The organism is Thermoflexus sp. (genome assembly GCF_042408815.1).
Classification (GTDB): domain Bacteria; phylum Chloroflexota; class Anaerolineae; order Thermoflexales; family Thermoflexaceae; genus Thermoflexus.
In genome coordinates, this window is record NZ_JBHOQR010000025.1 from 80,806 (window position 1) to 103,471 (window position 22,666).

Annotated in this window: 20 protein-coding genes; 14 read left to right on the top strand and 6 right to left on the bottom strand. The window is 65.3% G+C overall.

Annotated features, from left to right (window positions below; all coding sequences use genetic code 11):
• Positions 1–27 precede the first annotated feature (27 nt).
• The 9 genes from ACFMO3_RS08525 to ACFMO3_RS08565 all read left to right on the top strand — a co-directional run bounded on the left by ACFMO3_RS08525 (position 28) and on the right by ACFMO3_RS08565 (position 8,707).
• Positions 28–909: a YidC/Oxa1 family membrane protein insertase gene (locus ACFMO3_RS08525; protein ID WP_376789987.1), complete on the top strand. Its 882-nt coding sequence runs from the start codon at positions 28–30 to the stop codon at positions 907–909.
• Positions 910–1,064: 155 nt separating this feature from the next.
• Positions 1,065–1,766: an RNA-binding cell elongation regulator Jag/EloR gene (gene jag / locus ACFMO3_RS08530; protein WP_376789988.1), complete on the top strand. Its 702-nt coding sequence runs from the start codon at positions 1,065–1,067 to the stop codon at positions 1,764–1,766.
• An 89-nt stretch (positions 1,767–1,855) separates the two neighbouring features.
• Positions 1,856–2,689 (top strand): PfkB family carbohydrate kinase, encoded by an 834-nt coding sequence (locus ACFMO3_RS08535; RefSeq protein ID WP_376789989.1) that lies wholly within the window; start codon positions 1,856–1,858, stop codon positions 2,687–2,689.
• A gap of 90 nt (positions 2,690–2,779) precedes the next feature.
• On the top strand, positions 2,780–3,580 hold the full coding sequence (locus ACFMO3_RS08540; protein ID WP_376789990.1) for a ParA family protein: 801 nt from the start codon (positions 2,780–2,782) through the stop codon (positions 3,578–3,580).
• Positions 3,570–4,421: a ParB/RepB/Spo0J family partition protein gene (locus ACFMO3_RS08545; RefSeq protein ID WP_376789991.1), complete on the top strand. Its 852-nt coding sequence runs from the start codon at positions 3,570–3,572 to the stop codon at positions 4,419–4,421. The genes ACFMO3_RS08540 and ACFMO3_RS08545 overlap by 11 nt, the downstream gene beginning before the upstream one ends.
• A gap of 50 nt (positions 4,422–4,471) precedes the next feature.
• Positions 4,472–5,668, top strand: a complete 1,197-nt coding sequence (locus ACFMO3_RS08550) for a M24 family metallopeptidase (RefSeq protein WP_376789992.1) — start codon at positions 4,472–4,474, stop codon at positions 5,666–5,668.
• Positions 5,665–6,246: a sigma-70 family RNA polymerase sigma factor gene (locus ACFMO3_RS08555; protein ID WP_376789993.1), complete on the top strand. Its 582-nt coding sequence runs from the start codon at positions 5,665–5,667 to the stop codon at positions 6,244–6,246. The genes ACFMO3_RS08550 and ACFMO3_RS08555 overlap by 4 nt, the downstream gene beginning before the upstream one ends.
• Positions 6,247–6,360: 114 nt before the next feature.
• The gene (locus tag ACFMO3_RS08560) at positions 6,361–7,041 is read left to right on the top strand and encodes an anti-sigma factor domain-containing protein (protein WP_376789994.1); all 681 of its coding nucleotides are present in this window, start codon (positions 6,361–6,363) and stop codon (positions 7,039–7,041) included.
• Between the two features lie 91 nt (positions 7,042–7,132).
• A complete protein-coding gene (locus tag ACFMO3_RS08565) occupies positions 7,133–8,707 on the top strand; it encodes an amidohydrolase (RefSeq protein WP_376789995.1) in 1,575 nt (524 codons plus the stop codon).
• 227 nt (positions 8,708–8,934) lie between these two features.
• Here the strand turns inward: ACFMO3_RS08565 and ACFMO3_RS08570 are convergent, their stop codons facing one another.
• Positions 8,935–10,101, bottom strand: a complete 1,167-nt coding sequence (locus ACFMO3_RS08570; protein WP_376789996.1) for an MFS transporter — start codon at positions 10,099–10,101, stop codon at positions 8,935–8,937.
• A gap of 466 nt (positions 10,102–10,567) precedes the next feature.
• On the opposite strand from ACFMO3_RS08570, the gene ACFMO3_RS08575 reads away from it, so the two are divergent.
• The 5 genes from ACFMO3_RS08575 to ACFMO3_RS08595 all read left to right on the top strand — a co-directional run bounded on the left by ACFMO3_RS08575 (position 10,568) and on the right by ACFMO3_RS08595 (position 16,569).
• A complete protein-coding gene (locus ACFMO3_RS08575; RefSeq protein WP_376789997.1) occupies positions 10,568–11,836 on the top strand; it encodes a Glu/Leu/Phe/Val dehydrogenase in 1,269 nt (422 codons plus the stop codon).
• 166 nt (positions 11,837–12,002) lie between these two features.
• Complete coding sequence (locus ACFMO3_RS08580) at positions 12,003–13,349, top strand: Glu/Leu/Phe/Val dehydrogenase (protein ID WP_376789998.1); 1,347 nt, start codon at positions 12,003–12,005, stop codon at positions 13,347–13,349.
• Between the two features lie 340 nt (positions 13,350–13,689).
• Positions 13,690–14,112, top strand: a complete 423-nt coding sequence (locus ACFMO3_RS08585; RefSeq protein WP_376789999.1) for a DUF123 domain-containing protein — start codon at positions 13,690–13,692, stop codon at positions 14,110–14,112.
• Positions 14,113–14,317: 205 nt separating this feature from the next.
• Complete coding sequence (locus ACFMO3_RS08590; protein ID WP_376790000.1) at positions 14,318–15,442, top strand: hypothetical protein; 1,125 nt, start codon at positions 14,318–14,320, stop codon at positions 15,440–15,442.
• A gap of 80 nt (positions 15,443–15,522) precedes the next feature.
• The gene (locus tag ACFMO3_RS08595) at positions 15,523–16,569 is read left to right on the top strand and encodes a homoserine dehydrogenase (protein ID WP_376790001.1); all 1,047 of its coding nucleotides are present in this window, start codon (positions 15,523–15,525) and stop codon (positions 16,567–16,569) included.
• A gap of 46 nt (positions 16,570–16,615) precedes the next feature.
• Here ACFMO3_RS08595 and ACFMO3_RS08600 read toward each other — a convergent pair whose 3' ends face one another.
• The 5 genes from ACFMO3_RS08600 to ACFMO3_RS08620 all read right to left on the bottom strand — a co-directional run bounded on the left by ACFMO3_RS08600 (position 16,616) and on the right by ACFMO3_RS08620 (position 22,367).
• Entirely contained in the window at positions 16,616–16,759 is a 144-nt protein-coding gene (locus ACFMO3_RS08600; RefSeq protein ID WP_376790002.1) for a Uma2 family endonuclease, read from the bottom strand.
• A 226-nt stretch (positions 16,760–16,985) separates the two neighbouring features.
• Positions 16,986–18,476: a hypothetical protein gene (locus tag ACFMO3_RS08605; protein ID WP_376790003.1), complete on the bottom strand. Its 1,491-nt coding sequence runs from the start codon at positions 18,474–18,476 to the stop codon at positions 16,986–16,988.
• A gap of 278 nt (positions 18,477–18,754) precedes the next feature.
• A complete protein-coding gene (locus ACFMO3_RS08610) occupies positions 18,755–19,954 on the bottom strand; it encodes a glycosyltransferase 87 family protein (protein ID WP_376790004.1) in 1,200 nt (399 codons plus the stop codon).
• A complete protein-coding gene (locus ACFMO3_RS08615) occupies positions 19,954–21,150 on the bottom strand; it encodes a glycosyltransferase family 87 protein (protein WP_376790005.1) in 1,197 nt (398 codons plus the stop codon). The genes ACFMO3_RS08610 and ACFMO3_RS08615 overlap by 1 nt, the downstream gene beginning before the upstream one ends.
• Positions 21,147–22,367, bottom strand: a complete 1,221-nt coding sequence (locus ACFMO3_RS08620; protein WP_376790006.1) for a glycosyltransferase family 87 protein — start codon at positions 22,365–22,367, stop codon at positions 21,147–21,149. Before ACFMO3_RS08620 ends, ACFMO3_RS08615 begins: the two co-directional genes overlap by 4 nt.
• Between the last annotated feature and the right edge of the window lie 299 nt (positions 22,368–22,666).

Sequence of the window (22,666 nt, forward strand, 5' to 3'; positions counted from 1 at the left end):
GGACCGGTTGAACCGTAAGGAGGTTTGATGAATCCCATCACGTTGGTGACGAACCTGCTGTTCTTCCAGCCGCTGGTGAATCTCCTCCTGGTACTCTATGCTGCGCTGGGCCGGAATTTCGTGCTGGCGATCGTGGCGCTGACGGTGCTGATCCGGCTGTTGCTCTATCCGCTGATGGCCCAGCAGCAACGGGCGGCGAAGAAGATGCAGGAGCTGCAGCCCCGGCTCCAGGAGCTTCAGAAGAAATACGCCAAGGATCGAGAGAAGCTGGCCCAGGAGCAGATGAAGCTCTACAAAGAGGCGGGGGTCAACCCCCTCGGCGGCTGCCTTCCTCTGCTCATCCAATTCCCTATCCTGATCGCCGTTTACCAGGCCATTATCCACGTCCTGGCCCTCAACCCCATGGCCGTCATCGACCTGGCCAAGCTGCTCTACCGCTTCAACGGGTTCCCGGCCCTGGCCACATTGCTCCCGATCCAGAGCCAGTTCCTGCTCTGGGACCTGGGGCGCCCGGAGCGGATTTTCATCCCGGTGGGAGGAATCCTCATCCCCTTGCCGATGATGACCCTGTTGGTGATCCTCACCACCTGGTGGTCCCAGAAGGTCATGACGCCTCCGAGCACGGATCCCCAGGCTCGCATGACCACCCAGTTGATGAACCTGTATATGCCCCTTTTCTTTGGGTGGATCAGCTATAACCTGGCGGTCGGGTTGAGTATTTACTTTATCGTCACGAACCTGATCTCGGTGATCCAGTTTGCCCTCGTCACCCAGGATTGGCGGGGCTTCCTGGCTCGTCGCTTCCCCCGAGCCCGGCAGGCGCCAGCTGCCTCTCCTTCCTCATCCTCGGGCTCTGCCCCTTCTGTGGAGTCCTCCCGGCCGCGCCGGAAGACTCGGGGAGGCCGATGAGGGAATGGAAGCGGAAACCGTGCTTTCCCTCCTTCTTTCTTTCCATGCCGCGCGGCGGCATCGGGGGGAAGGGAAAGGATGGGGAAAGCCCATCATGCGGCGGGGCTCTTTCGCTCTCTGGAGCTCACGGAACAAACCTAGGCGGGAAGGATGAAATGGATATGGAGCTGGTGGTAAGCGGACCCACCATTGAGGCAGCAATCCAGACGGGTCTGGCCCAGCTGGGTGTTCCCCGGGAGGCGGTAGAGATCGAAGTGCTGGATCCTGGGAGCCCGGGTTTTCTGGGCATCGGCGCCCGGGAGGCGCGGGTTCGTCTGGTGGTGCGGGAGACCACCGCCCCGCTTCCAGGTCCAGCACCGGAGCAGATTGAGGAGGCGGTCGCTCATGCGATCAGCGGCCTTCTCGCCTCCCTGGGGATCCAGGCGACCCTCTCGGTCGCCCCGGAGACGGTTGAGGGGCCAGAGGAGCGGGGGAATTATTCCATCTGGATGGTGCGGATTGAAGGCCCAACCGCGGGTCGTCTGATCGGCCGTCACGGCCGCACCCTGTATGCCTTCCAGACCCTGGCGCGGGCGATTGTCGCCCGGCGTCTGGGAGCCTTCATTCCTCTGGTCGTGGACATCAATGGTTATCGGGCCAAACGCGCGGAGGCCTTGCGCCGCCTGGCTTTGAAGAAAGCAGAGCAGGTGATGGCCACCGGGCGACCCGTGGAGCTGGAGCCCATGCCAGCCGCCGAGCGGCGGGTGATCCATATGGCCCTGAAGGATCATCCGAAGGTGACCACTTACAGCATCGGCGAGGGGGAGGACCGACGGGTGGTGATTGCGATGCGCTGGACCTCGGAGGGAAATGCGTAATTCGCGAAGGTTGTTAGGAAGGAGTGCCGGATTTAGGGAGGCAGGCAGTCGGATTCCCCACCCGATCCTTCTCCTGAATCGGAGCGCCCATGGCTTCGGTGGATTATCTGATCATTGGACATGTCTGTCGGGATCGAACGCCGTTCGGACCGATGTTCGGAGGGACGGCGGCGTATGCCGGTCGGACGGCGCTGGCCCACGGATGGCGGGTGGGGGTCCTGACCAGCACCGGGCCGGATTGGGATCCCCGGCAGGCCCTGGATGGGGCGATGGTGATGAATCTCCCGGCGGAGCAGACCACCGAGTTCGAAAATTGCTATACTCCCCAGGGTCGGCGGCAGCGCCTTCACGGGGTGGCGGAACGGCTGCTCCCAGCAGCCGTGCCCCTCGAATGGCGTCATCCCCGCGTGGTTCATCTGGCCCCCGTGGCCGGGGAGGTGGATCCTTCCCTGTTGTTTCTGTTCGAAAACGCTCTCCGGGGGGTCACACCCCAGGGCTGGATGCGGGCCTGGGATCGGGAGGGTCATGTCTATCCCCGGCCATGGATGGAGGCTGAGCAAATCCTCCCCTATGCGGATGCGGTGGTCTTCAGCGAGGAGGACATCCAGGGGGATTGGGCCCTCGCCCGTCGCTGGGCCCGCCAGACCTCCATCCTGGTGGTCACCCAGGCTGCCCGCGGGGCCACCTTGTTCCAGGATGGGATTCCCTACTCGATCCCCGCTTATCCGGTGGAGGAGGTCGATCCCACAGGAGCGGGCGATGTGTTTGCGGCGGCCTTTTTCATCCGGCTTTGGGAAACCCGGGATCCCCTCACGGCGGCCCATTATGCGGCCCGAGTAGCGGCGCTCTCCGTCACCCGTCCGGGCCTGGAAGGAACCCCCCGCCCGGAGGAGATCGAGGCCATCCGGCGGGAGCATGGATGATCCGGCACGAAACTCATGAAGTCTGTGGCGGGATTCCGGCATGCATCTTCGGATGAAGCCGTGTTTTAGGAAGGATCCCTGGGGAGAGCCATGCCCGTTTACGCCTTTGCGAACCAGAAGGGAGGAGTCGGGAAGACAACTTCTGCAGTGAACCTGGCCGCCTGCCTGGCAGCGTCCGGGCGTTCGGTGTTGCTCGTCGATCTGGATCCCCAGGCCAATGCGACGGCCAGTCTGGGGGTTGATCGGAAGAGCCTGGGGGGCTCGGTCTATGAGGCGCTGATCGAGGGCTTGCCCATGGCGGAACGGGTTTACCCTACCCGATGGGCGAATCTCCAGCTGGCCCCTGCGAGCGCGGATTTGGCCGGGGCCGAGGTGGAGCTGGTGCAGATCCCCCGACGGGAGTTCCGCCTCCGCGATGCGCTGGAGGGCGTTCGATCCGCTTATGATTACATTCTGATCGACTGTCCCCCCAGCTTGGGGTTGCTCACGCTGAACGCGATGGTCGCTGCGGATGCGCTGATCGTGCCGGTGCAGTGTGAATATCTGGCTCTGGAAGGCCTCTCCCGGCTTCTTCAAACGATGACGCGGGTGCGCCAGGGGTTCAACCCGCGGCTGCATGTGCGGGGCTTCCTGCTCACAATGTTTGACGCCCGCTCCCGTCTCGCCCAGCAGGTGGTGGAAGAAGTCCGTCAGCACTTCCCCGGCCGGGTCTTCCAGACGATCATCCCCCGGAGCGTCCGCCTGGCGGAGGCTCCAAGCTATGGCCTGCCCATCATCGTTTACGCTCCGCACTCTCCCGGTGCCATCGCCTATACCGCCCTCGCCCACGAGCTGATGCAGGGCGATGGCCTCCCCGTTCCCCTTCGGGAAGGAGGTGTCCATGGCGCGTAAATTCGGGCTCGGGAAGGGGCTGGAAGCCCTGCTTCCGGCGGGTGAGACGGCGGGTCTGCTGGAAGTTCCCATCGAGGCGATCGAGCCCAATCCCCATCAGCCCCGTCGGCAGTTCGACGAGGCGGAGCTGGAGGAGCTGGCTCAATCCATCCGGGAGCATGGGCTGTTGCAGCCGCTCATTGTGACCCAGACCCAGCTGGAGCCACCGCGATACACACTGGTCGCCGGGGAGCGCCGATGGCGGGCAGCCCGGCGCGCGGGCTTAACCACGGTCCCCGTCGTGGTGCGGGAGGTGGCCCCCCAGCAGATGCTGGAGCTGGCTCTGGTCGAGAACCTACAGCGAGCTGATTTGAATCCCATTGAGGAGGCCCAGGCGTATCGGTATCTGATCGAGACCTTCGGTCTGACCCATGAGGAGGTGGCCCGACGGGTGGGGCGGAGCCGGGCGGCGATCACCAACGCCCTGCGCCTGCTTCAGCTTCCCCCTGCGATCCAGGCCCATCTGATCGAAGGGCGCATCACGGAAGGCCATGCGCGAGCGCTGCTGATGCTGAGCAACCCATCCCAGCAGGAGCTGGTCCTCCGTCGGATTCTGGAGGAAGGATTGAGCGTCCGCGCGACCGAGGAATTGGCCCGACGCCTGCAGGGCCAGCGCCCCCGAGGGCGGAAGGCTCTCCCGCGGCCCCCCGGTCTCGTGGAGATCGAGAGCCGCCTGCGCCACGCCCTCGGCACCAAGGTTCGTCTCTCCGCTGGCCGTCGGGGCGGACGCCTCGTCATCTATTACTACTCCGAAGAGGAGCTGGAGGCGGTGGTCCAGCGCCTGTTGGGTTCCGCGTCATAGCGCACCCCTCTGGAAGACGATCGGAAAGCCAGGAGGAGAGGAGATCAGCGATGCCCAACCCCGCCCTCATCCGCGAGAAGGTCCGGCAGGCCATCGGCATCCTGAACGAAAAAGGGATGGATGCCTGGTTGACGTTTGTTCGGGAGACCGAGCAGACGCGGGATCCGGTGCTGGATCTGATCCTCGACCTGAACGTGACCTGGGTCTCCGCCTTTCTCCTCACCGCGAAAGGAGATCGGATCGCCATTGTGGGGCGGTTCGATCGGGAGAACGTGGCGGCGCTAGGGGTCTGGGATCCGGTGATCGGGTATGATGAGAGCATCCGGGAACCCCTGGTGGAGGCGCTTCAGCGCCTGAACCCCCGGGAGATCGCCATTAACTATTCGGAAAACGACCCCGCCGCCGATGGGCTCACCCACGGCATGTGGTGCCTCCTCCACCGGATGCTGAGCGGCACGCCGTTCGTGGGCCGTCTCATCTCCGCCGAGGATCTCATCGGGGCACTGCGGGGCCGCAAGACCCCTCTGGAGGTGGAGGCCATCCGCCGGGCGGTGGAGACCACCGAGGCCCTGTTTGCAGAGATCGGATCCTTCCTGCGCCCCGGTCGCTCGGAGCGGGAAATCCAGGCCTTCGTCCACGAGCGGATGCGGGCGAGGGGCGTGGAGCCTGCATGGGATCCGGATTACTGCCCCATTGTGGCCATCGGACCGGAGGCCCCCGTTGGGCATGCGATGCCCGGGGAACGTTCGGTGACCCCCGGGGTGCTGGTCCACATCGATGTGGGGGTCCGGCAGGATGGTTTCTGCTCGGATATGCAGCGGGTCTGGTATGTGTTGCAAGAAGGGGAAGAGGAGCCCCCAGCGGAAGTCCAGCGGGCCTTCCAGGCTGTTCGTGCGGCGATCCAGGCGGGCTTCCAGGCGCTGCGCCCGGGCATCCAGGGGTGGGAGGTGGACGCAGCCGCGCGCCGTGCCCTCACCCAGCGGGGGTATCCGGAGTATCTGCACGCCCTGGGCCATCATATCGGGCGGACCGTCCATGACGGCTCGACCGTCCTGGGGCCCCGGTGGGAGCGCTACGGGCAGACGCCCTATGGGATCGTCGAAGCTGGGAATGTCTTCACGCTGGAGCTGGGCGTGAAGGTGCCCGGATATGGTTACATCGGGCTGGAGGAGGATGTGCTGGTCACCCCGCGAGGCGCGGAGTGGATTAGCCATCCCCAGGCCGAACTCTGGGTGATCCGACCGTGAAGGAATGGGGTTACGCAGATCTGGAGGATGCGGCCCTTTTAGCGCGGATCGCTGGCGGTGATGAGCAGGCGCTGGCCGCTCTCTACGACCGGCATGGGGCCCGGGCCTTCTCCCTCGCCCTTCGCATCCTGGGCGACCCGGAGACGGCGGAGGAGGTGGTCCTGGATGTGTTCTGGAGCATCTGGCAGCACGCGGGCGCTTTCATGCCGGAGCGGAGCCGTTTTACCACATGGCTTTACGCCATGGTTCGCAACCGGGCCATCGATCAGCTCCGCCGTCGGCGCGCCCGGCCGTCCCGGGCGCATGAGATCGAGCCGGAATCCCTGGAGGCGGCGGCTGCGGATCCGGCGGTGGAATCCCTGGTGGAGGCGGAAGAGCTGGCCCAGGCGGTTCGCGAGGCGATGGCGGCCCTTCCGGAGGCACAACGCCGGGTGCTGGAGCTGGCCTATTTCCGGGGATGGTCCCATCGGGAGATCGCGGAGTATCTGGGGGAGCCACTGGGCACGGTGAAAAGCCGCCTGCACTTGGCCCTTCGGAAACTCCACGACTGGCTGGCCGAACGCGGGCTGCTGCCCTGATGGAGAAAGAACAGGAGGCACAGGGGCTCCGAAATCTCTCTTTCCCCTCGCGCCACTTGGGAAATCCGGGCGATCCCTATTGAAGCGGCCTGCGTACGATGGGGGTGACCGACGATGAACGTCGATCACGAAGTCTTCCAGGAGGAGCTCGCTGCTTACGCGCTGGGGGCGCTGCCGCCGGAAGAGGCGGCGGCGGTCGCCGCCCATATGGCGGGATGCCCGGCCTGTCGGGAGGCGGCCTCCCGATATCGGGAGGCCGCCACCGCGCTGGCCTACACTGCCCCGTTGCAGTCCCCGCCTCCCCGCCTCAAGGCCCGCTTGATGGCCCGGGTGCGACAGCCCCAACGGGAAAACTGGCGGTGGCTGGGGATGGGCGTCGCGCTGGTGGTCGCCACCCTATTGCTGATCCTGGCGGCCCCTCGGATCTTCGCTCCTTCCCTTTCGGTCACCCCCCGCGTGATTCCCTTGCAGGGCGCCGAGGCGGCCCCCGAAGCAGAAGGGTATCTCATCTTGGAGGATAGCCAGGGTCTGCTGGTCACCAGGGGGCTGGCCGTTCCCCCCGAAGGCCAGGTGTATCAGGTGTGGTTTGTGGATGCGGCGGGGCGGCGGGTCAGCGGCGGCACGTTCCGCACCCGTCCCCATCTCTACGGGGTTTACACGGTGACCGTTCCCCTCAACCTCCCGGCCTACGTCCGCATAGGGGTGACGCTGGAGCCGGAAGGGGGAAGCCCCCAGCCTACCGGCCCCCAGGCGCTCCGGGGTTCCCTTCGTTCAGGCAGCACCTGGAGTCCCTGAGGGAGGGGCGAAGGATGCCTGGTGCAGCCCTTGGGGGCGCTCTGCCCCGTTGAGGCCTTCCTTAGTCTGAGCCTGATGAATAGGAGATCTCATGCGAGCCGCCGATTGGATCCTGGAGAACGCCCGGATCTACACGCTAGATCCTGGGCAACCGATGGCCGAAGCCCTCGCCGTTGCGGGAGAAGAGATCGAAGCGCTGGGCTCCACCGATGCGGTGCGCTCCTTGAAAGGCCCGCGCACCCGAGTTCTGGACCTCAAGGGCGCGGTCGTGCTCCCGGGTCTGATCGATGCCCATTTGCATCTAGAAGGCTATGCCCGTCGCCCGATGGGCGTGGATGTGGAGACGCCCACCCTAGAGGAGGCGCTGGAGCGCGTGGCCCGTCGAGCCGCTTATGCCCCGCCGGGGAGCTGGATCATCGGCCGGGGGTGGCTGCAAGAGCAATGGGGGCGGTTCCCTTCCGCCGATGACCTGGACCGAGTGGCGCCTGCGCATCCGGTGGCCCTCTGGGCTCGCAGCGGGCACGCCCTGTGGGCCAACCGGGAGGCCATGCGCCGGGCCGGCATCACCCGGGAAACCCCTGATCCCCCTGGCGGGCGGATTGCCCGGGATCCAGCGGGGGAGCCGGTGGGCCTCTTCTTCGAACGGGCGATCGATCTGATCGCCCGGGCGATCCCGGAACCCTCCGTGGAGGAGCTCGCCGAGGCCCTCTATGAGGCGCTCCACGAGCTGGCCGCCATGGGGCTAACGGCGGTTCACAACTTCGATGGCCCTCGGTCCTTTGCGGCCCTGCAGATCCTTCGCGAGCGAGGGGATCTCCCCCTGCGGGTGGTTCAGCATCTCCCCCTGGCGATGCTGGACCAGGCCCTGGCCCTTGGCCTGCGAACCGGTTTTGGAGATCCCTGGCTGCGCATTGGGGCGGTGAAAATCTTCGCCGACGGCGCGTTGGGGCCGCGGACCGCCTGGATGTTAACGCCGTATGAAGGAGAGCCGGGAAACCTGGGTGTGGCCTTCACGCCCCCGGAGGCCATGCGGGAAGCGGCCCGGCGGGCCACGGCCGGCGGCCTGTGGCTGGCCATTCATGCCATCGGGGATCGGGCCAATCGAGAGGTCCTGGATCTCTATACAGAGCTGCGGGAGCTGGAGAGGCAGCTGGGGATCCCGCCGGAGGCCCGACGCCATCGCATCGAGCATGCGCAGCTTGTGCACCCGGATGATCTCCCACGCCTGGGCCAGCTAGGGATCATCGCCTCGATGCAGCCCATCCACGCGATCTCCGATCGCCCCATGGCGGAGCGCTACTGGGGGAAGCGATGCGCCACTGCCTATGCCTGGCGCAGCTTGAAGGACCATGGGGCCCGGCTGGCCTTCGGCTCCGATGCCCCGGTGGAGCCGCCGAATCCATTCTGGGGACTGCACGCCGCCGTAGTCCGTGGCGGCTGGTATCCCGAGCAGGCCCTCTCCCGAACGGAGGCGCTGGAAGCGTATACCCTGGGCCCGGCCTGGGCCGCCGGGCTGGAGCGCTGGCAGGGCCGCCTGCGGCCCGGGATGTGGGCGGACCTCATCGTGCTCCCGGAGGATCCTTTCCAGATCCCCGCGGAACGGCTTCGCGCGCTGGAAGTCCTGGGCACCATGGTGGGCGGGCGCTGGGTTTATCAGCGAATGTGACCGTTCGTTATTGGCCCGGTAGGTCTGTCTCTTTTCATCTGGCGGCGGAACGGCGGAGAGCCGGTCTACGAGCCACGGGTCGAGGAAGCCGGAAGGGGCCGGTCATTCGTTTCACCTCGCAGGGCGAAATGGATGACTATGAGCTACCTGGAAGGAAGAATAAAACAGCGCTGGCGAACTCGATAGATCGGCAAGCGAAGAGCGCTCCGGGGGCTGCCGATCACCCCTCAGCGAGGCATGCGAAGGAAGATGCGGAGGGCGATCAGTTCCATCCCAATGGCGAAGGCGATGATACCTCCCCGGGAGAGATCGTAGAGTGCCCCCATGGCCGTGCTGCCCAGGAACCAGGCCAGCCCATAGATCCCGTTAAACAAGCCATATGCGGTGCCCCGTTCCTCCCGGGGCACCAGGGCGGGGATGGCCGCCCGCATGATGGTTTCCTGGGCCCCGATCACCGCTCCCCAGAGCATCACACCGGTGAACCACAGGATCGGGAAGCTCGAGAAGACCATAGGGGCCACGACGGCGCTGAAAGCCGGGATCGCTATCAGAACCCGGAGGCCGAAGCGATCATAGAGGATCCCGAAAAGCAAGCCGGCGGCCGCATCCACCAGCATGGCCGCAGCGAACAGCACCGGGATCGCCGCATCCGGCAAGAGCCTGGCCTGTTTCAGATGAAACGAGAGCAGCTGGAAGTGGACCAGCCCGGCGACGCTTAGGGCGACAAAGGCCAGATACTGCCGGAAGCGCGGATCGGTGGTCCCCTTCGGAAGGGTCTTCCCCGGATCCCCGGGGGAGGCCTCCAGTTGATGCGGGGTCGGATACAGCAGGCGAGCGGCCGTCAGGAGGCCCAGGGTGAGCAGCGCGGGGATCAGCAGCATCCCGAAGGCCAGATCATATCGCCCGGATAGCTGAAGGATCAGCGCCACCCATAGGGGGCCTCCGATGGCTCCGAGTTGATCCAGGGCTTCATGGAGGCCAAACCCTTTCCCCGGGCCGATCTCGCTAGCTGCATAGGAGAGTATGGTATCCCGGGCCGGAGTGCGGACGGCCTTTCCCAGCCGCTCGAGGAGGATCAGGAAGGCAGCGGCTGGCCAGGTGCGGGCCAGGGCCAGGAGGGGAACCGCGAGCACGCTCATCGCATATCCCGGGATGGTGAACATCCACGGCCGGCGCAGGCGATCCGCCAGGTAACCATAGAGCGGGCGCAGTCCATAGCTGATGAGCTCTCCGATGCCACTGACCATGCCGACCGCGATCCCGCTGGCTCCCAGCAAGGCCAGGTATGGTCCGAGGATGCTGCGGGCGCCCTCATAGGTCACATCGGCCATCAGGCTAACCAGCCCGAAGAACACGATCAGCCGCAGAGCATACGGACGGGTCGGAACGGACATCGGCCACACCTCCAGAGCGTTTGGGGAACACCTCTCCATATAACGGCCCATATCCGGGATGGGCCCATGGATATCCGGCGGCTCCTCCCCGCCATTATGCGGCCGCTCCCGGAACGGCGGTAGTATTTTTTCTCCGAAGGGCAGCATAAGAGGGAGCGGACCCATGGCCCGGGCCGGGAATTGACGGGCGCCCGTATTCTCAGTAAAATGAAAATGGCTTATCTCATGATCCCTTCTTGAGCCGATGAAGCGGCGGAAAATTGTTCCCATAGTGGATCCGGATGCCATCAAACGGGGCCACCTTGCCCGAGGTGGCCCCGTTTTATTTTCTGGCGGACCCCAGGGGTGGGTCGCCCTTTCCGCAACCCGCATCCTATGGAAGCGATATCCAAAGCGATCTCCTCGTGGAATCGAAGGCCCACCAGCGAACGGTTGGTTTGGTTATCCTTTTTGAGGAGCGATTGCCATGGCGGTGGAACAGATCCGACAGGAGACCTTGAATCCCTTTGAGATCGTCCAGAAGCAGCTGGACGAGGTGGCCCAGGTGATCGGCCTGGAGCCTCACATCCACGAGATGCTTCGCTGGCCCAAGCGGGAGATTCAGGTGACCTTCCCCGTGCGCATGGACGACGGGTCGATCCGGATCTTCCGGGGCTTTCGCGTGCAATATAACGACGCTCGGGGGCCCGCGAAAGGTGGCATCCGGTATCACCCCCAGGAAACCATCGATACGGTGCGGGCCCTGGCGGCGTGGATGACCTGGAAGACCGCAGTGATGGATCTGCCGCTAGGCGGGGGGAAGGGCGGCGTGGTGTGTGATCCCAAGCATCTCTCCCAGGGCGAGCTGGAGCGCATCAGCCGGGCCTACATCCGGGCCATCGCCCCCTTCATTGGGCCGGAGCGGGATGTGCCTGCGCCGGATGTCTACACCAACCCGCAGATCATGGCCTGGATGATGGACGAATACAGTGCCATCGTGGGCCACAATGCGCCCGGCGTGATCACGGGCAAGCCTCTCCCCCTGGGCGGGAGCAAAGGCCGAGAGGACGCCACCGCCCGTGGCGGCCTCTACGCCACCCGGGAGGCGGCGAAGGTGCTCGGCCTCGATTTGAACGGGGCCACTGCAGCCATCCAGGGCTATGGGAATGCCGGCCAACACGCCCACCGCTTGGGATCCGAGCTCCTGGGCCTGAAGGTGGTGGCCGTCAGCGACTCCCAGGGTGGGGTTTACAATCCGAAGGGCTTGGATTTCAACGCGTTGTCGGCCTGGAAGCGGGAGCATGGTACGGTGGTGGGCTTCCCCGGGGCGGACACCCTTACCAACGAGGAGCTGCTGGAGCTGCCGGTGACGGTGCTCATCCCCGCCGCCCTGGAGAACCAGATCACCGCGGAGAACGCGCCCCGCATCCGGGCTCGCATTGTGGCGGAGCTGGCGAACGGCCCCACCACTCCGGAGGCCGATCACATCCTCTATGAGAATGGAGTTTATGTCATCCCTGACTTCCTGTGCAACGCCGGCGGGGTGACCGTCTCCTATTTCGAAATGGTGCAGAACGCCTACGGCTACTACTGGAGCGAGACGGAGGTCCATCAGCGGCTGGATGAGAAGATGACGGCGGCTTTCCGCGCGGTACACGAGACCGCGCAGCGCTATCGGGTGCATAACCGATTGGGCGCTTACATCGTAGCGATCGAGCGGGTGGTCGAGGCGATGCGGTTGCGGGGCTGGGTGTGAGAACCCTGGAAGAGCAGCCCCGCGGTCCTATTCGAACGGCCGGCAAAGGCGGCGAGCGGAAAGCCGCTGCCGCCTTTGCTTTTGTTTGGATTTCCCATGAGGGCTTTGGGAGAGGATTCGCTCACCAGCCGCAAGATTTCATCCCCATTCGTTCAAAGGGGGGACTATGGCGGTGGAACGCTCGGTGGAGGTTTCCTACAGCGCTTTCTACTCGCCCTCGCCGGAGGCAATTCGAAAAGGCCTCCAAGCCTGGCATGCGGCGCTGGCCCAGTTTGATAAGGCCGCCCACATCCTGGAGGCCTCGGGTCATCCCCTCAAGAGGGGGCTGATCGAGTTCCTCCGCCGCCCCAAGCGGGAGCTGATCGTCAATTTCCCCGTTCAGATGGATGACGGTTCGATTCGGATGTTCACCGGCTACCGGGTACACCACAACGCGGTGCGGGGTCCAACGAAGGGTGGCATCCGTTATCATCCGGACGTCACGCTGGAGGAGGTGCGGGCGCTGGCCATGTGGATGACCTGGAAATGCGCGCTGGTGAACATCCCCTATGGGGGGGCCAAGGGCGGCGTGGCCGTGGACCCCGCCCAGCTCTCCCCCCGGGAGCTGGAGCGCCTCACCCGGCGGTATGCCACGGAGATCAGCCTGCTGATGCATCCCGGCGGGGATGTGCCCGCCCCGGATGTGGGGACCAACCCTCAGATCATGGCCTGGATCATGGACACGTATTCCATGCACACCGGCTTCACCCAGCCGGCTGTGGTCACTGGGAAACCCCTGGAGATCGGGGGGACAATGGGCCGGGTGGAGGCCACCGGGCGTGGCGTGATGATGGTGGTGGCCGAGGCCCTGAAGGTAAACCGGATTCCCATCGAGCAGGCCACCATTGCCATCCAGGGCTTCGGGAACGTGGGCTCCTATGCCGCCCTCACGGCTCACCAGATGGGGGCCCGGGTGGTGGCCGTCAGCGACGTCCAAGGCGGCCTCTACAATCCCAAGGGGCTGGACATCCCCAAATTGATGGATCACGTCCGCCAGCGCCGGACCGTGGTGGGGTTCCCCGAGGGGGAGCCCATCTCCAATGCGGAGCTCCTGACGCTGAAGGTGGATGTGCTCATCCCTGCCGCCCTGGAGAACCAGATCACGGCGGAGAACGCTCCTTTCATCCAGGCGCGCATCCTGGCGGAGGGGGCCAACGGGCCCACCACGCCGGAGGCCGACGAGATCCTGATCGAGAAGGGCGTGTTCCTCATCCCAGACATTTTGTGCAATGCGGGCGGGGTGATCGTCTCGTATTTCGAGTGGGTGCAGGATCTACAGTCGTTTTTCTGGACGGAGGAGGAGATCAACAGCCGTATGGAGCGGATCCTGAAGCGTGCCTTCTATGAGGTGCTGGCGAAGGAGGAGGAGCTGCGCCGCCATGGCCTGAAGGCGGGGGACTATCGCACGGCTGCCCAGGCGCTGGCGATCTGGCGCGTCGCTCAGGCGACGCTGATTCGGGGCATTTACCCGTAGGGGGGCCTCTTCCCTGGGGGTCTGAGGGGCTTGGCGGCTCCCTGGAGGCAACCCCTCGGGCCCTCCCCCATGGGGGTGACAGCAGTTAGCGATTTTGTTATCGTACATTACGGGCGGGCCCACCTGACGGGCCCTACCGGGGGTTCCCCGGGAAGGGACGCCTGTGGAGATCCCTCCGGCGGCGGAACGGCGGAGAGCCGGTCTACGAGCCACGGGTCGAGGAAGCCGGAAGGGGCCGGGCATTCGGTTCCCCCTGTTGGGGGAAATAAATGACGATGAGCCATGGAACGGTTCCTCACGGATAGGGCAACCCGGAGCCCACCAGGAGGAAAGGTTCAAGATGTCCGGAGAGCCGGCCGGGGTTTACGTGTTGTGGCTGGAAGTATTGGGGGAGGTCCAAATCCGCCATCGCTTGGGGTGCTGGCGTCTGAACGGCAGCTATGCCTATGTGGGCTCGGCGCAGGGCCCGGGCGGGCTCCGGCGGCTGCAGCGCCATCGGGAGGTGGCCGAGGGCCGGAACGCCACCCGTCGCTGGCATATCGATTTCCTACTGGCCGCCGGCATATGGCGCGGGGCGTTCGTGATGGAGACCGAAGATCCCCACCTGGAATGCCGGCTGGCCCGCGCGCTGGCGCAGCGGTTGCCCCCCGCGATCCCCCGGTTCGGCAGCAGCGATTGCCGCTGCCCTACTCACCTCTTCGCGATCCCCGATGTCCCTGGGTTCCACTCATTGATGTTCGAGCTGGGACTGCATCCGGTTTAATCCGAAGTTCCGCCGCCCGCCTTTTCCAGAAAGTTTCCAGGACCGAGGGGCCGAAAAGGCACCCTGGCCCCAAATGCGTTTTCCCCTTTCCCCGGAACCCGGAGGGCCCGGGATGGGTGGTCCGGGAAGATCGCTGGCCATGGGGTTCGCCGATAATTATGGGAGCGAGTGGGGATCCTCACCCTCGGGAAGGAGAGCTGTGCTTGTGCTCACCGCGAAAGGCCCCGGGAGCGCCAGGCTCCAAGCCGCCGGCCGGATCCTAGCCCTCATGCTCTTGATCGTCCCATCTTCGGCCAGGGGGCCGCTCCCCCTGACGCTGGCCCCCCCTCGGGCGCCCGAGACCCTAAACCCCAAGGTGGGTGTGCACACCCGGGTGACCGACGAGACGGATCCTTCGCGGATTTACCGGACGTTTGAGATGGCTCGGGCCATGGGGGCCGCGTGGGTGGTGGAGTTTTTCCCATGGCCGTATCTGGAACCGGAGCCGGACCACTACGCATGGGAGCACAGCGACCTGCGGATCTTCTTGGCCCGACGGGAGGGCCTGAAGATCATCGCCCGCATGGGGATGGTCCCAGCCTGGGCCCGTCCCTGGCGCGCCCCGGCCACCTACCTGGGGGCCGAGGCGGTTTTCCCCTTCGCCCGTTTCGTCGCTGCCTTTGCAGCCCGCTATCGGAGTCAGATCGCCGCCCTGGTGATCTGGAACGAGCCCAATTTGTATATCGAGTGGGGGGCGCGGCCGCCAGACCCGGGGGCCTTCGTGGCGCTGATGAAGGCCGTGTATCCAGCGGTCAAGCTGGTGGCGCCCGATCTGCCGGTGCTGGCCGGCGGGCCGGCCCCCACTTTGGAGGATTCGCCCCACGCGATGAACGACCTGCGGTTCTTGAGGGAGGTCTATGAGCGGGGGATCGCTGCTTACATCGATGGGTGGGCGATGCATCCATATGGGTTTGGGAACCCGCCGGAGGAGCCGCCGGATCCCCGACGCCTGAACTTCCGACGGGTGGAGCTGATGCGGGCGATCATGCAGGCCTACGGAGACGATCGGCCGATCTATATCACCGAGACCGGCTGGAACGAATCCCCCGAATACGATCACGGCCTTCCGCCGGAGGTGCGGGCGGATTACACGGTGCGGGCCTATGAATACGCGCGGCGGAACTGGCCGTGGTGCCCGGTGGTGGCGATGTGGGCCCTGCGCTACCCATGGCGGGAGGATCCGGTCCTCGAAGGATATGCCTTCCTCGATCTGGATTTCCGGCCCCGGCCCGTCTACGAAACCGTTCGGCGTTACACCCACGGGGAGCGATCCATCGATACGGATCAATGAATGATTCGGAGGGGATGGCCGGCCGTGGATGTGGTAAACTGTCCTCCACATCGCTCAGCATCGATGACAGGGAGGGGAAAATGACCCGTTCTCGGCAACGTGTAGCCCTTATCGGGTTCGGGGCGGTGGGGCGCGCCTTCGCCCGGCTGCTCCTGAGAAAACATGAGGAGCTCTGCCATCGTTACGACCTCGACATCCGAGTCACCGGGATCATCACCAATCGCCGGGGGGCGGCATGGGATGCGGAGGGACTGGACCTGGCCGCTGCCCTGGAGGCGGTGGAGCGGGGCGGAGATCTGAGCGCCCTCAGCCAGAGCCCGGCTCCCCAGGAGACCCTGGCCTTCATCGAGCGGTGCCCGGCGGATGTGGTCGTGGAGATCACCGTTCTGGATCCGCGCACCGGACAGCCGGCCACGGACCACGTCCGGGCGGCCTTGCGCTCGGGGCGGCATGTGGTGACGGCCAACAAAGGCCCTCTGGCCTTCGCCTATCGGGAGCTGCGGGAGCTCGCCCGCTCCCGCGGCCGCGCCTTTCTCTTCGAGTCCACGGTCATGGACGGCGCCCCCCTCTTCAGCCTGGTCCGCGAGGGGCTGCCGGCCACCCGCATCCTGGGCTTCCGCGCCATTCTCAACAGCACCACCAATTTCATCCTCACCCGGATGGAGGAGGGAATCCCCTTCGAGGAAGCCGTGCGCCAGGCCCAGGCCATCGGCATCGCTGAGGCGGATCCATCGAATGATATCGATGGATGGGACGCGGCGGTCAAGACATGCGTGCTGGCCAACGTGTGGATGGAGGCGGATCTGCGGCCGGACCAGGTGGAGCGGACCGGCATCCGGGGGATCCGACCGGAGGATCTGGCGGCCGCGTGGCGGGAGGGACGGCGGATCCGGCTGGTGTGCACGGCGGAGCGGGATGAGGACGGGGCGGTGCGGGCCCGAGTGGCTCCGGAGGCGGTCCCGCTGGAGGATCTCCTGGCCCATGTGCGTGGGACCTCTTCGGTGATCACCATGCGCACGGATACCTTAAAACAGCTCACGCTGATCGAACATGAGCCCGAGCCTGCCCAGACGGCCTTCGGGATCCTGGCCGATCTCATCAACGTCGCGCGGGGCCATTGGGAATAGAGACCGCTGAGGTTGAATTCCTGGAAGGGAGGGGATCCGGCCATCGTCATTCCACTCGCAGAACGAAGTCCGGCACCGCGACGCTGAACATCCATCCGGCAGTCACCCGCTCCGCCGGATAGGTCTCTCCGGACTGCCGATACACCCAGAGCTCTCGATGCTCGGGATCCACCACCCAGTATTCCGGCACCCCTGCCCGGGCGTCATCCGATGAACACGGGGCGCACCCGGCAGGATCTGAGGGCCGCCGGGCCGGTCAGGGCTTCATCCCACGGGGTTCGCTCGCAGAACTCCGGGAGCGGCCGATATCAGGAAGCCGACCCGATGCTGGTGTTCGGCAGTGGCGGGTGGCGGAGGCCGGCCACGGGCTGAACGCTCTTTGAGGTCGAATTCCTTCGAAGCCCCCTTGCCTCCCGTTACTGCCTCTTCCGCCACACCTGGGCCCGCACTCCCTCAAACTCTTTCTCCCAGCGCGGGTCCTTCTCCAGGGCGCGAGCCAGCTCCTCTTGGAGGATCCGGTCGATCAGCAGGCGATCCGCCCCATATCGTTCCAGCAGCTCATGGTAGCGGGCCGCCCGGGAGATCCGGATGTAGTCCAGCCAAAGCTCGTAGGGATAGAGCTCCACTCGGGGATCGACGAAAACCTTCTGCTCCGGCAGGGCCCAGATCAGGTAGCTCCCGTAGCCCATCTCGTTGAACAGGCGCCCGCCGGGATGCGCCCGCAGGTATTCCACCGCATCCACCGGCGTCTCGATCCCGACCAGGGGGCCGATGGCCTGTCCTCGCCACACCTGCTGCCAGTAGGTTTCCGGCAGGGGAATCCGTTCCACCCACCAGGGTTGGACAGCGAGGACGGGCAGGAAGAGGATGGCGGCGAGGAGGGTGTTCAGCCGGCGGGGCGGCGGGCTCGGCCAGGGCCATGGCGGCAGCGCCCCGGCCAGCAGCTGGGCCAGGATGGGGGCGGCCACCATTCCGAACCAGATCACATACCGCTGGCCGTTCCAGGCCATCCAGAGGAAAGCCGCGATCAGCAGTGCCTCGGTGGGCCTCAGGCGGTGACGGGAGTAAGCGAGGGCAAGGAGCAGGATCAGGATGCTCCCGTAGAACGTGAGGTTGGCGATCCCGTGGGGGGTGGGGGAAGCCCACTCCACCACCAGGGTCTGGCTGGGCCGGTCGGTGAGCAGGCGGTGGACGTAACCCAAGATCCCGATCCCTTGGGGGTTGAGCAGCATGGCGGGCAGCGTGAGGATGGCAATGGCCGCGAGCGGACGCAGCGTCGAGGGAGCGCGCTGCCCGAGGAGGGCCTCCAGAGTCCCGCCGGCCAGGAAGAGGAGGAGCAGCGTCGGGCCCAGGACGAAGGCCCCGTGGGCGTTGACCCAAAAGGCCATCAGCGGGGGGAGGGCGAGGAGGGCTATTGGGCGCAGGACGCCCTCTTGGAAGCGGGCGAGGAGAAGGTAGAACACTGTAAAGGGAACCCATGACCAGATCTGGGGACGTAGCACCAGGTTGTTGAGGGACATGCCGGCGGCCAAGGCCAGGGCGAGGGCGGCCAGGCGGCCGGAGCCGCTGCGGCGTCGGGCCTCCCATCCGATCATAGCGAAGGCCAGCAGGGCCAGGAGGTTGCGCGCGAAGACCGGGAGGGGGAGGCCACCCGCCCGGTAAAGCAGGGCCAGGAGGGTCTCCCCCAGCCAAGCTCCATAGGTAAAGGGGGCCTCCAGCGGTAGGGTCCAGCCGAACATGTTCGTGCGAGGGATGCGCCCCTCGTCGAGGATCAGTGTTCCGATCCTCAGATGCCACCAGAAATCGTTGGGCGGCAGCGGGATCAGCGAGACCAGCACCCCGAAGGCGGCCAGGACCACCGCGAGCCAGAGAAGGTCAATGGGGATGCTCATCGCGTAGGATCGCATGGCCTCGCGGGACCGAAGAGGGAATGGCACGTCGCGGCACCACTCTCAATCTTATAGCCCTGGGAGATCAGCGGGCAAATGAGATCCTTTCTCGCACAGGTTATACAGAACTTGCTGATTGAACGAGAAATCCCGGAGGAACAATTGCCATCTATATCCAAGGGTGGCGTAGGAAAGCCACCCTTTCTCGGACCCTATGGTTCCAACCCCTTAGGATGGGAAGTGTAGGTTGCTCGGGATCGATGGGATATATGCCCTGCGGAACATCCCGCGTTCTCCTATGTGTTCGGATGGCCTGGCGTAGCATGCGGAGCCAGCAAAAGGTAGCCCAGAAACAGGATCCAAGGCATCCAGATCTGGGCGAAGTCCCCGAGCGCATATGGGACAAAAATATAGGTTAAGAACCCGAGAAGATCGATTAACACATAACCCAGGACAAACACGATCAGAAGCTTCGTGCGGGCTTGAGCGAGTTTGGCAGAGATTTGAAGGAGGGGCCAGATCAGCAGGACCCAATCGAAACTCCAGCCGTAGGGCGCGGTGAGGATGGAGATCAGCGTGAGACGTGGCAGCTCCTCGATCCAGCTCCAGCGTTCCCGGTGGGTCAGCCATCGCCGGGTTGCCCAGATGGCTCCGGGGATTGCGGGAAGGAAGCTCAGGATGGCCTGATCCGAGCGGAGCAGGATGAGGAGCAGGATGCGGAGCAGGGATCCGGTGGTTGGCGTTGCCCAGCCCAGAGGCGCGTAGTGACGAAGGGCGTCCAGATAGTTTGCAAGGATGTGCGGGTTGAGGAGCCAGGCGAAGGCAGTAGCCGCGCCGAGTCCCAGTGCGAAGATGGCCAGAGACAACCAGAGGTGTGATCGCCACGCCCAGAACAGGAAAATCAGGAGCACCAGATAAACCAGGTGGGGTTTCAGAAGCAACGGCAGCAGGGCAAGGCCTGCCCCGATGGGGGATCTCCTTTCCAGAGCAGCTGCCAGCCCGACCAACCCCAGCAGAATCAACCATCCGATCTGTCCTTTGGCCAGCATCATCATGGTCGGGAAGAAGAAAAACCCCAATCCCCATGCGATCCAGGGCTTGGAAAGCGCTCCCATGTAGCTCTTCCAGATCCATGTGAAGCTTGCGGTGAGGCTGATCATGCTGAGCCAGAACCAAAGGGCGCGAGCGTTTGAATAGGAAAGAAGGGTGAAGGGCAACAAGCCAGCCAACGCATACGGCGCATACCACATGAGCGCGGCGGCGTCCTCGGCGACTGGCGCATGACCGATCGCCTGCAGGATGTGATTCAGCGCGAGGGGAGAATACGGATTCCCCCCGCTTCGGTGAAGATAGGCGGACCCCCACAGGATGCCGAAATCGTCGTATCTCCGAAGGGCGGGCGCAGCGAACAGTGGGGCCGTTATGCTGGCCAGGGCAAGGAGGCCGATCGCCAGCCCGAGCAGCCAGCCGGTCAGCGCGCAAAGGCGTCGTCCCATCACTTGTTGGCTTCCCTGTGAAACAGATGCATCATCCGGTATCCCGCCGCGGCGAGGGCCGGCAGCGTCCATTGTATCCCCCCGCCGAGGTGGCGGGCCATCAGGGCGGTGAGGGGCGCCCCGGGGAAGAAGGCCAGCCAGACCAGGGCGAAGGCGGTCCGCAGGGTCGGGCGGGCGGCAGGAGCATGCTCCCAGAGCAGAAGGGCCGGGAGCAGGAGGATAGCCCAGTCGTAGATCATGGCGTGGGGCGTCAGATACAGGGTGAGGGCCACGGCGGCAGCGAAGCGCAGGACATCTTCCCGATGGTGGCGCCAGAATCGGAGAACGACCCCGGTTGCGAGGAGGGCGGCGAGGAGGGTGAGGGCGTCAGCCAGGCGGGGATGCCCGGGCAACAGCAGCCGCCAGAACCCCCGCGGGCTGTGCAGATGCCACAGGGGGAACTCCTTCCAGGAGGGAAGGTCTGGGTAGATGTTCAGGGCGAAACGCACATAGGCAGCTGTCGCTTCCGGCAACAGCCCCCCGGAGAGGAGGAGCAGCGCGGCCCCGGTCAGGCCCAGCCCCAATAAGGCGCGCCATCCGCGAGGGCCTTCCATCCCCCACAGAAGGAGAAGCCCCAGGAGCAGGTGGGGCTTATACAGCAGCAGGCCCGAGAGGACCCCAGCGGCCAGCGATCGCTTCCGTTGCCACATGATCCAGACCCCGGTGAGGAGGGCCAGGCTGAGGAGCCCGTTCTGCCCGAAGCTGACGGAGGCAAACACCGGGAGGAAGGTGAGGGACCATCCCATGGTCTTCCCAAAGGCGCCGGGGGGGCTGAGGGCGCGGAGGCTGAGGGCGAGCAGCAGGAGCTGCAGGGCACTCCAGAGGGCGAAGCTGACCGGATAAGGGAGAAGGGAAAGGGGCACAAAGAGAAAGGCAAGGAAGGGCGGGTTCAGGAAGGCATGGTAGGCGGGAAGGGTAGGCCCGAGGATCGCCCGCTCGGCAGCGAGCTGGGCCTCCGGATCGTAGAGGCGGGTTGCTTGCCCATGGCGGATCATCCATCCAGCGGCGTAGAATTGCAGGTAATCTGTCCCGATCACCTGGCCCGCGAGGTCCCGCCCCCCCGAGCCCCCGAGTAGGCTCAGAAGCCATCCCCCCCACAGGGCGGCCCCGGCGATCCACGCGTATCGCATGCGGGCAGGGGTCAGAAGTCGGGTCATTGAAGACGATCCTCCTGCGGGCGGAGCGACAGAACGCCCTCCTGGGCCATTGCGATCCCTACCCCGAGGGGAAGCAGTGCGGGGAGGGCCAGGCGGGTGAGGGCGCCGAGGAAGGAAAAGACGAGCGCGCCCAGGTAGACCCCGATGGCCGTCCGGAGCAGCCAGCGAGAGGGATATCCGGCTGCCCAGAGCGTCAGGACGGGCGCAAGCAGCATCAGATCATGCAGCAGCGCATAGGGGAAGGCGAGAAGCGGGTAAAGGATAGCCAGCACCCAGGCGGGAGCCTGTCGTTCCCAGGGCTGGTTTCGCAGAGAAGCGGCGATCCGGGCGAGCCCCAACCCCAACAGCAGGAGCCCGAGGGCGGAAACCGTTTGCAGGGCCAGGCGGGCGCTGGGCGGCAGAAGTGTGGCGAGCAGGCCATACGGTGTGATGAGGGCGAAAGCCGGGAAGCCCTTCACCCACGGAAGCGAGAGCACCAGGGCACTTTGGGCCAGATATTTCCCATAAAGCGGACCTCCTCCGGTCAGGAGGCTGAGCCCGAGCCACAGGAGGGCCGTTGCTCCGAAAGCGGCCAGAGCCCGCCATTCTTTCCAGGCGAGCCACAGGATGAGAAATCCGAGGACGAACTGGGGCTTGTAAAGCATCAGCCCGGCGATCAGGCCAGCCCGGCCGGGCTGCCGGGCCCGGCTGCTGATCAACAGCCAGGTGACCAGCCAGAGGGTGAGACCATGGTTTTGTCCCACCCGCCAGCCGGCCATAAAAGGGAAAAAAGAGAGCAGAAGGACGGGGATGGGCGGGAAAGAGCGAGCGGCCCGACGGATATCCTCCGGGAGGAGTCTGCGGAGCCCCGTGGCCGCGTGCAGCGTCCACGCCAGGGTGAGCCCGTTCCACAGGGCAAAAGCGATGGGTAGGGGCAGGAGCGTGAGCAGACTGTAGGCCATGGCGACATAAGGCGGGCTGAGGAACGGGTTCAGGCCCGGATACGGGGTGGGCGCGATGAGGGCGGCCTGGATCCCGGCTTGGGCCTCTGGATCATACAGGCGTGCCGGGTGGTGACGATAAAGGAGTCCTGCCCCATAGAGGGTGATGAAATCGCTGCCCAGGATCGGGCCCAGCCCTCCCTGCCAGCCCCGGCGCGTGAGGATCTCTCCTATCCACACCCCCCACAGGGCGGCGCCCATCAGCCACGGATACACGCGCAGGCGCCTTCGGTTCACCAGGTCATCTCCCCGGTGGCGTTCCGGATTTTTATGCCGGTCAGGCCCAGGATCTCCACGTCCTCATCGGTATAACCGGGCGGTCACAGCCAGGGGCGAAACGGATTCGAAGGAAGTCCTCCCTCCGCCGCACCCAGCCCTCCGGGTCGTGGCCCAATTGCCATTTTATGATGCCATGACGGATCCAGAGAGGAGTGATCCCCAGGGCCTTCAGGCGACGGGCTACTGCCTCGGGATCGAAACCCGCAGCCCCCATGATGCGCGCCCAGGTGAAGTGATCGGCCTCCGGGAAGCAGGCG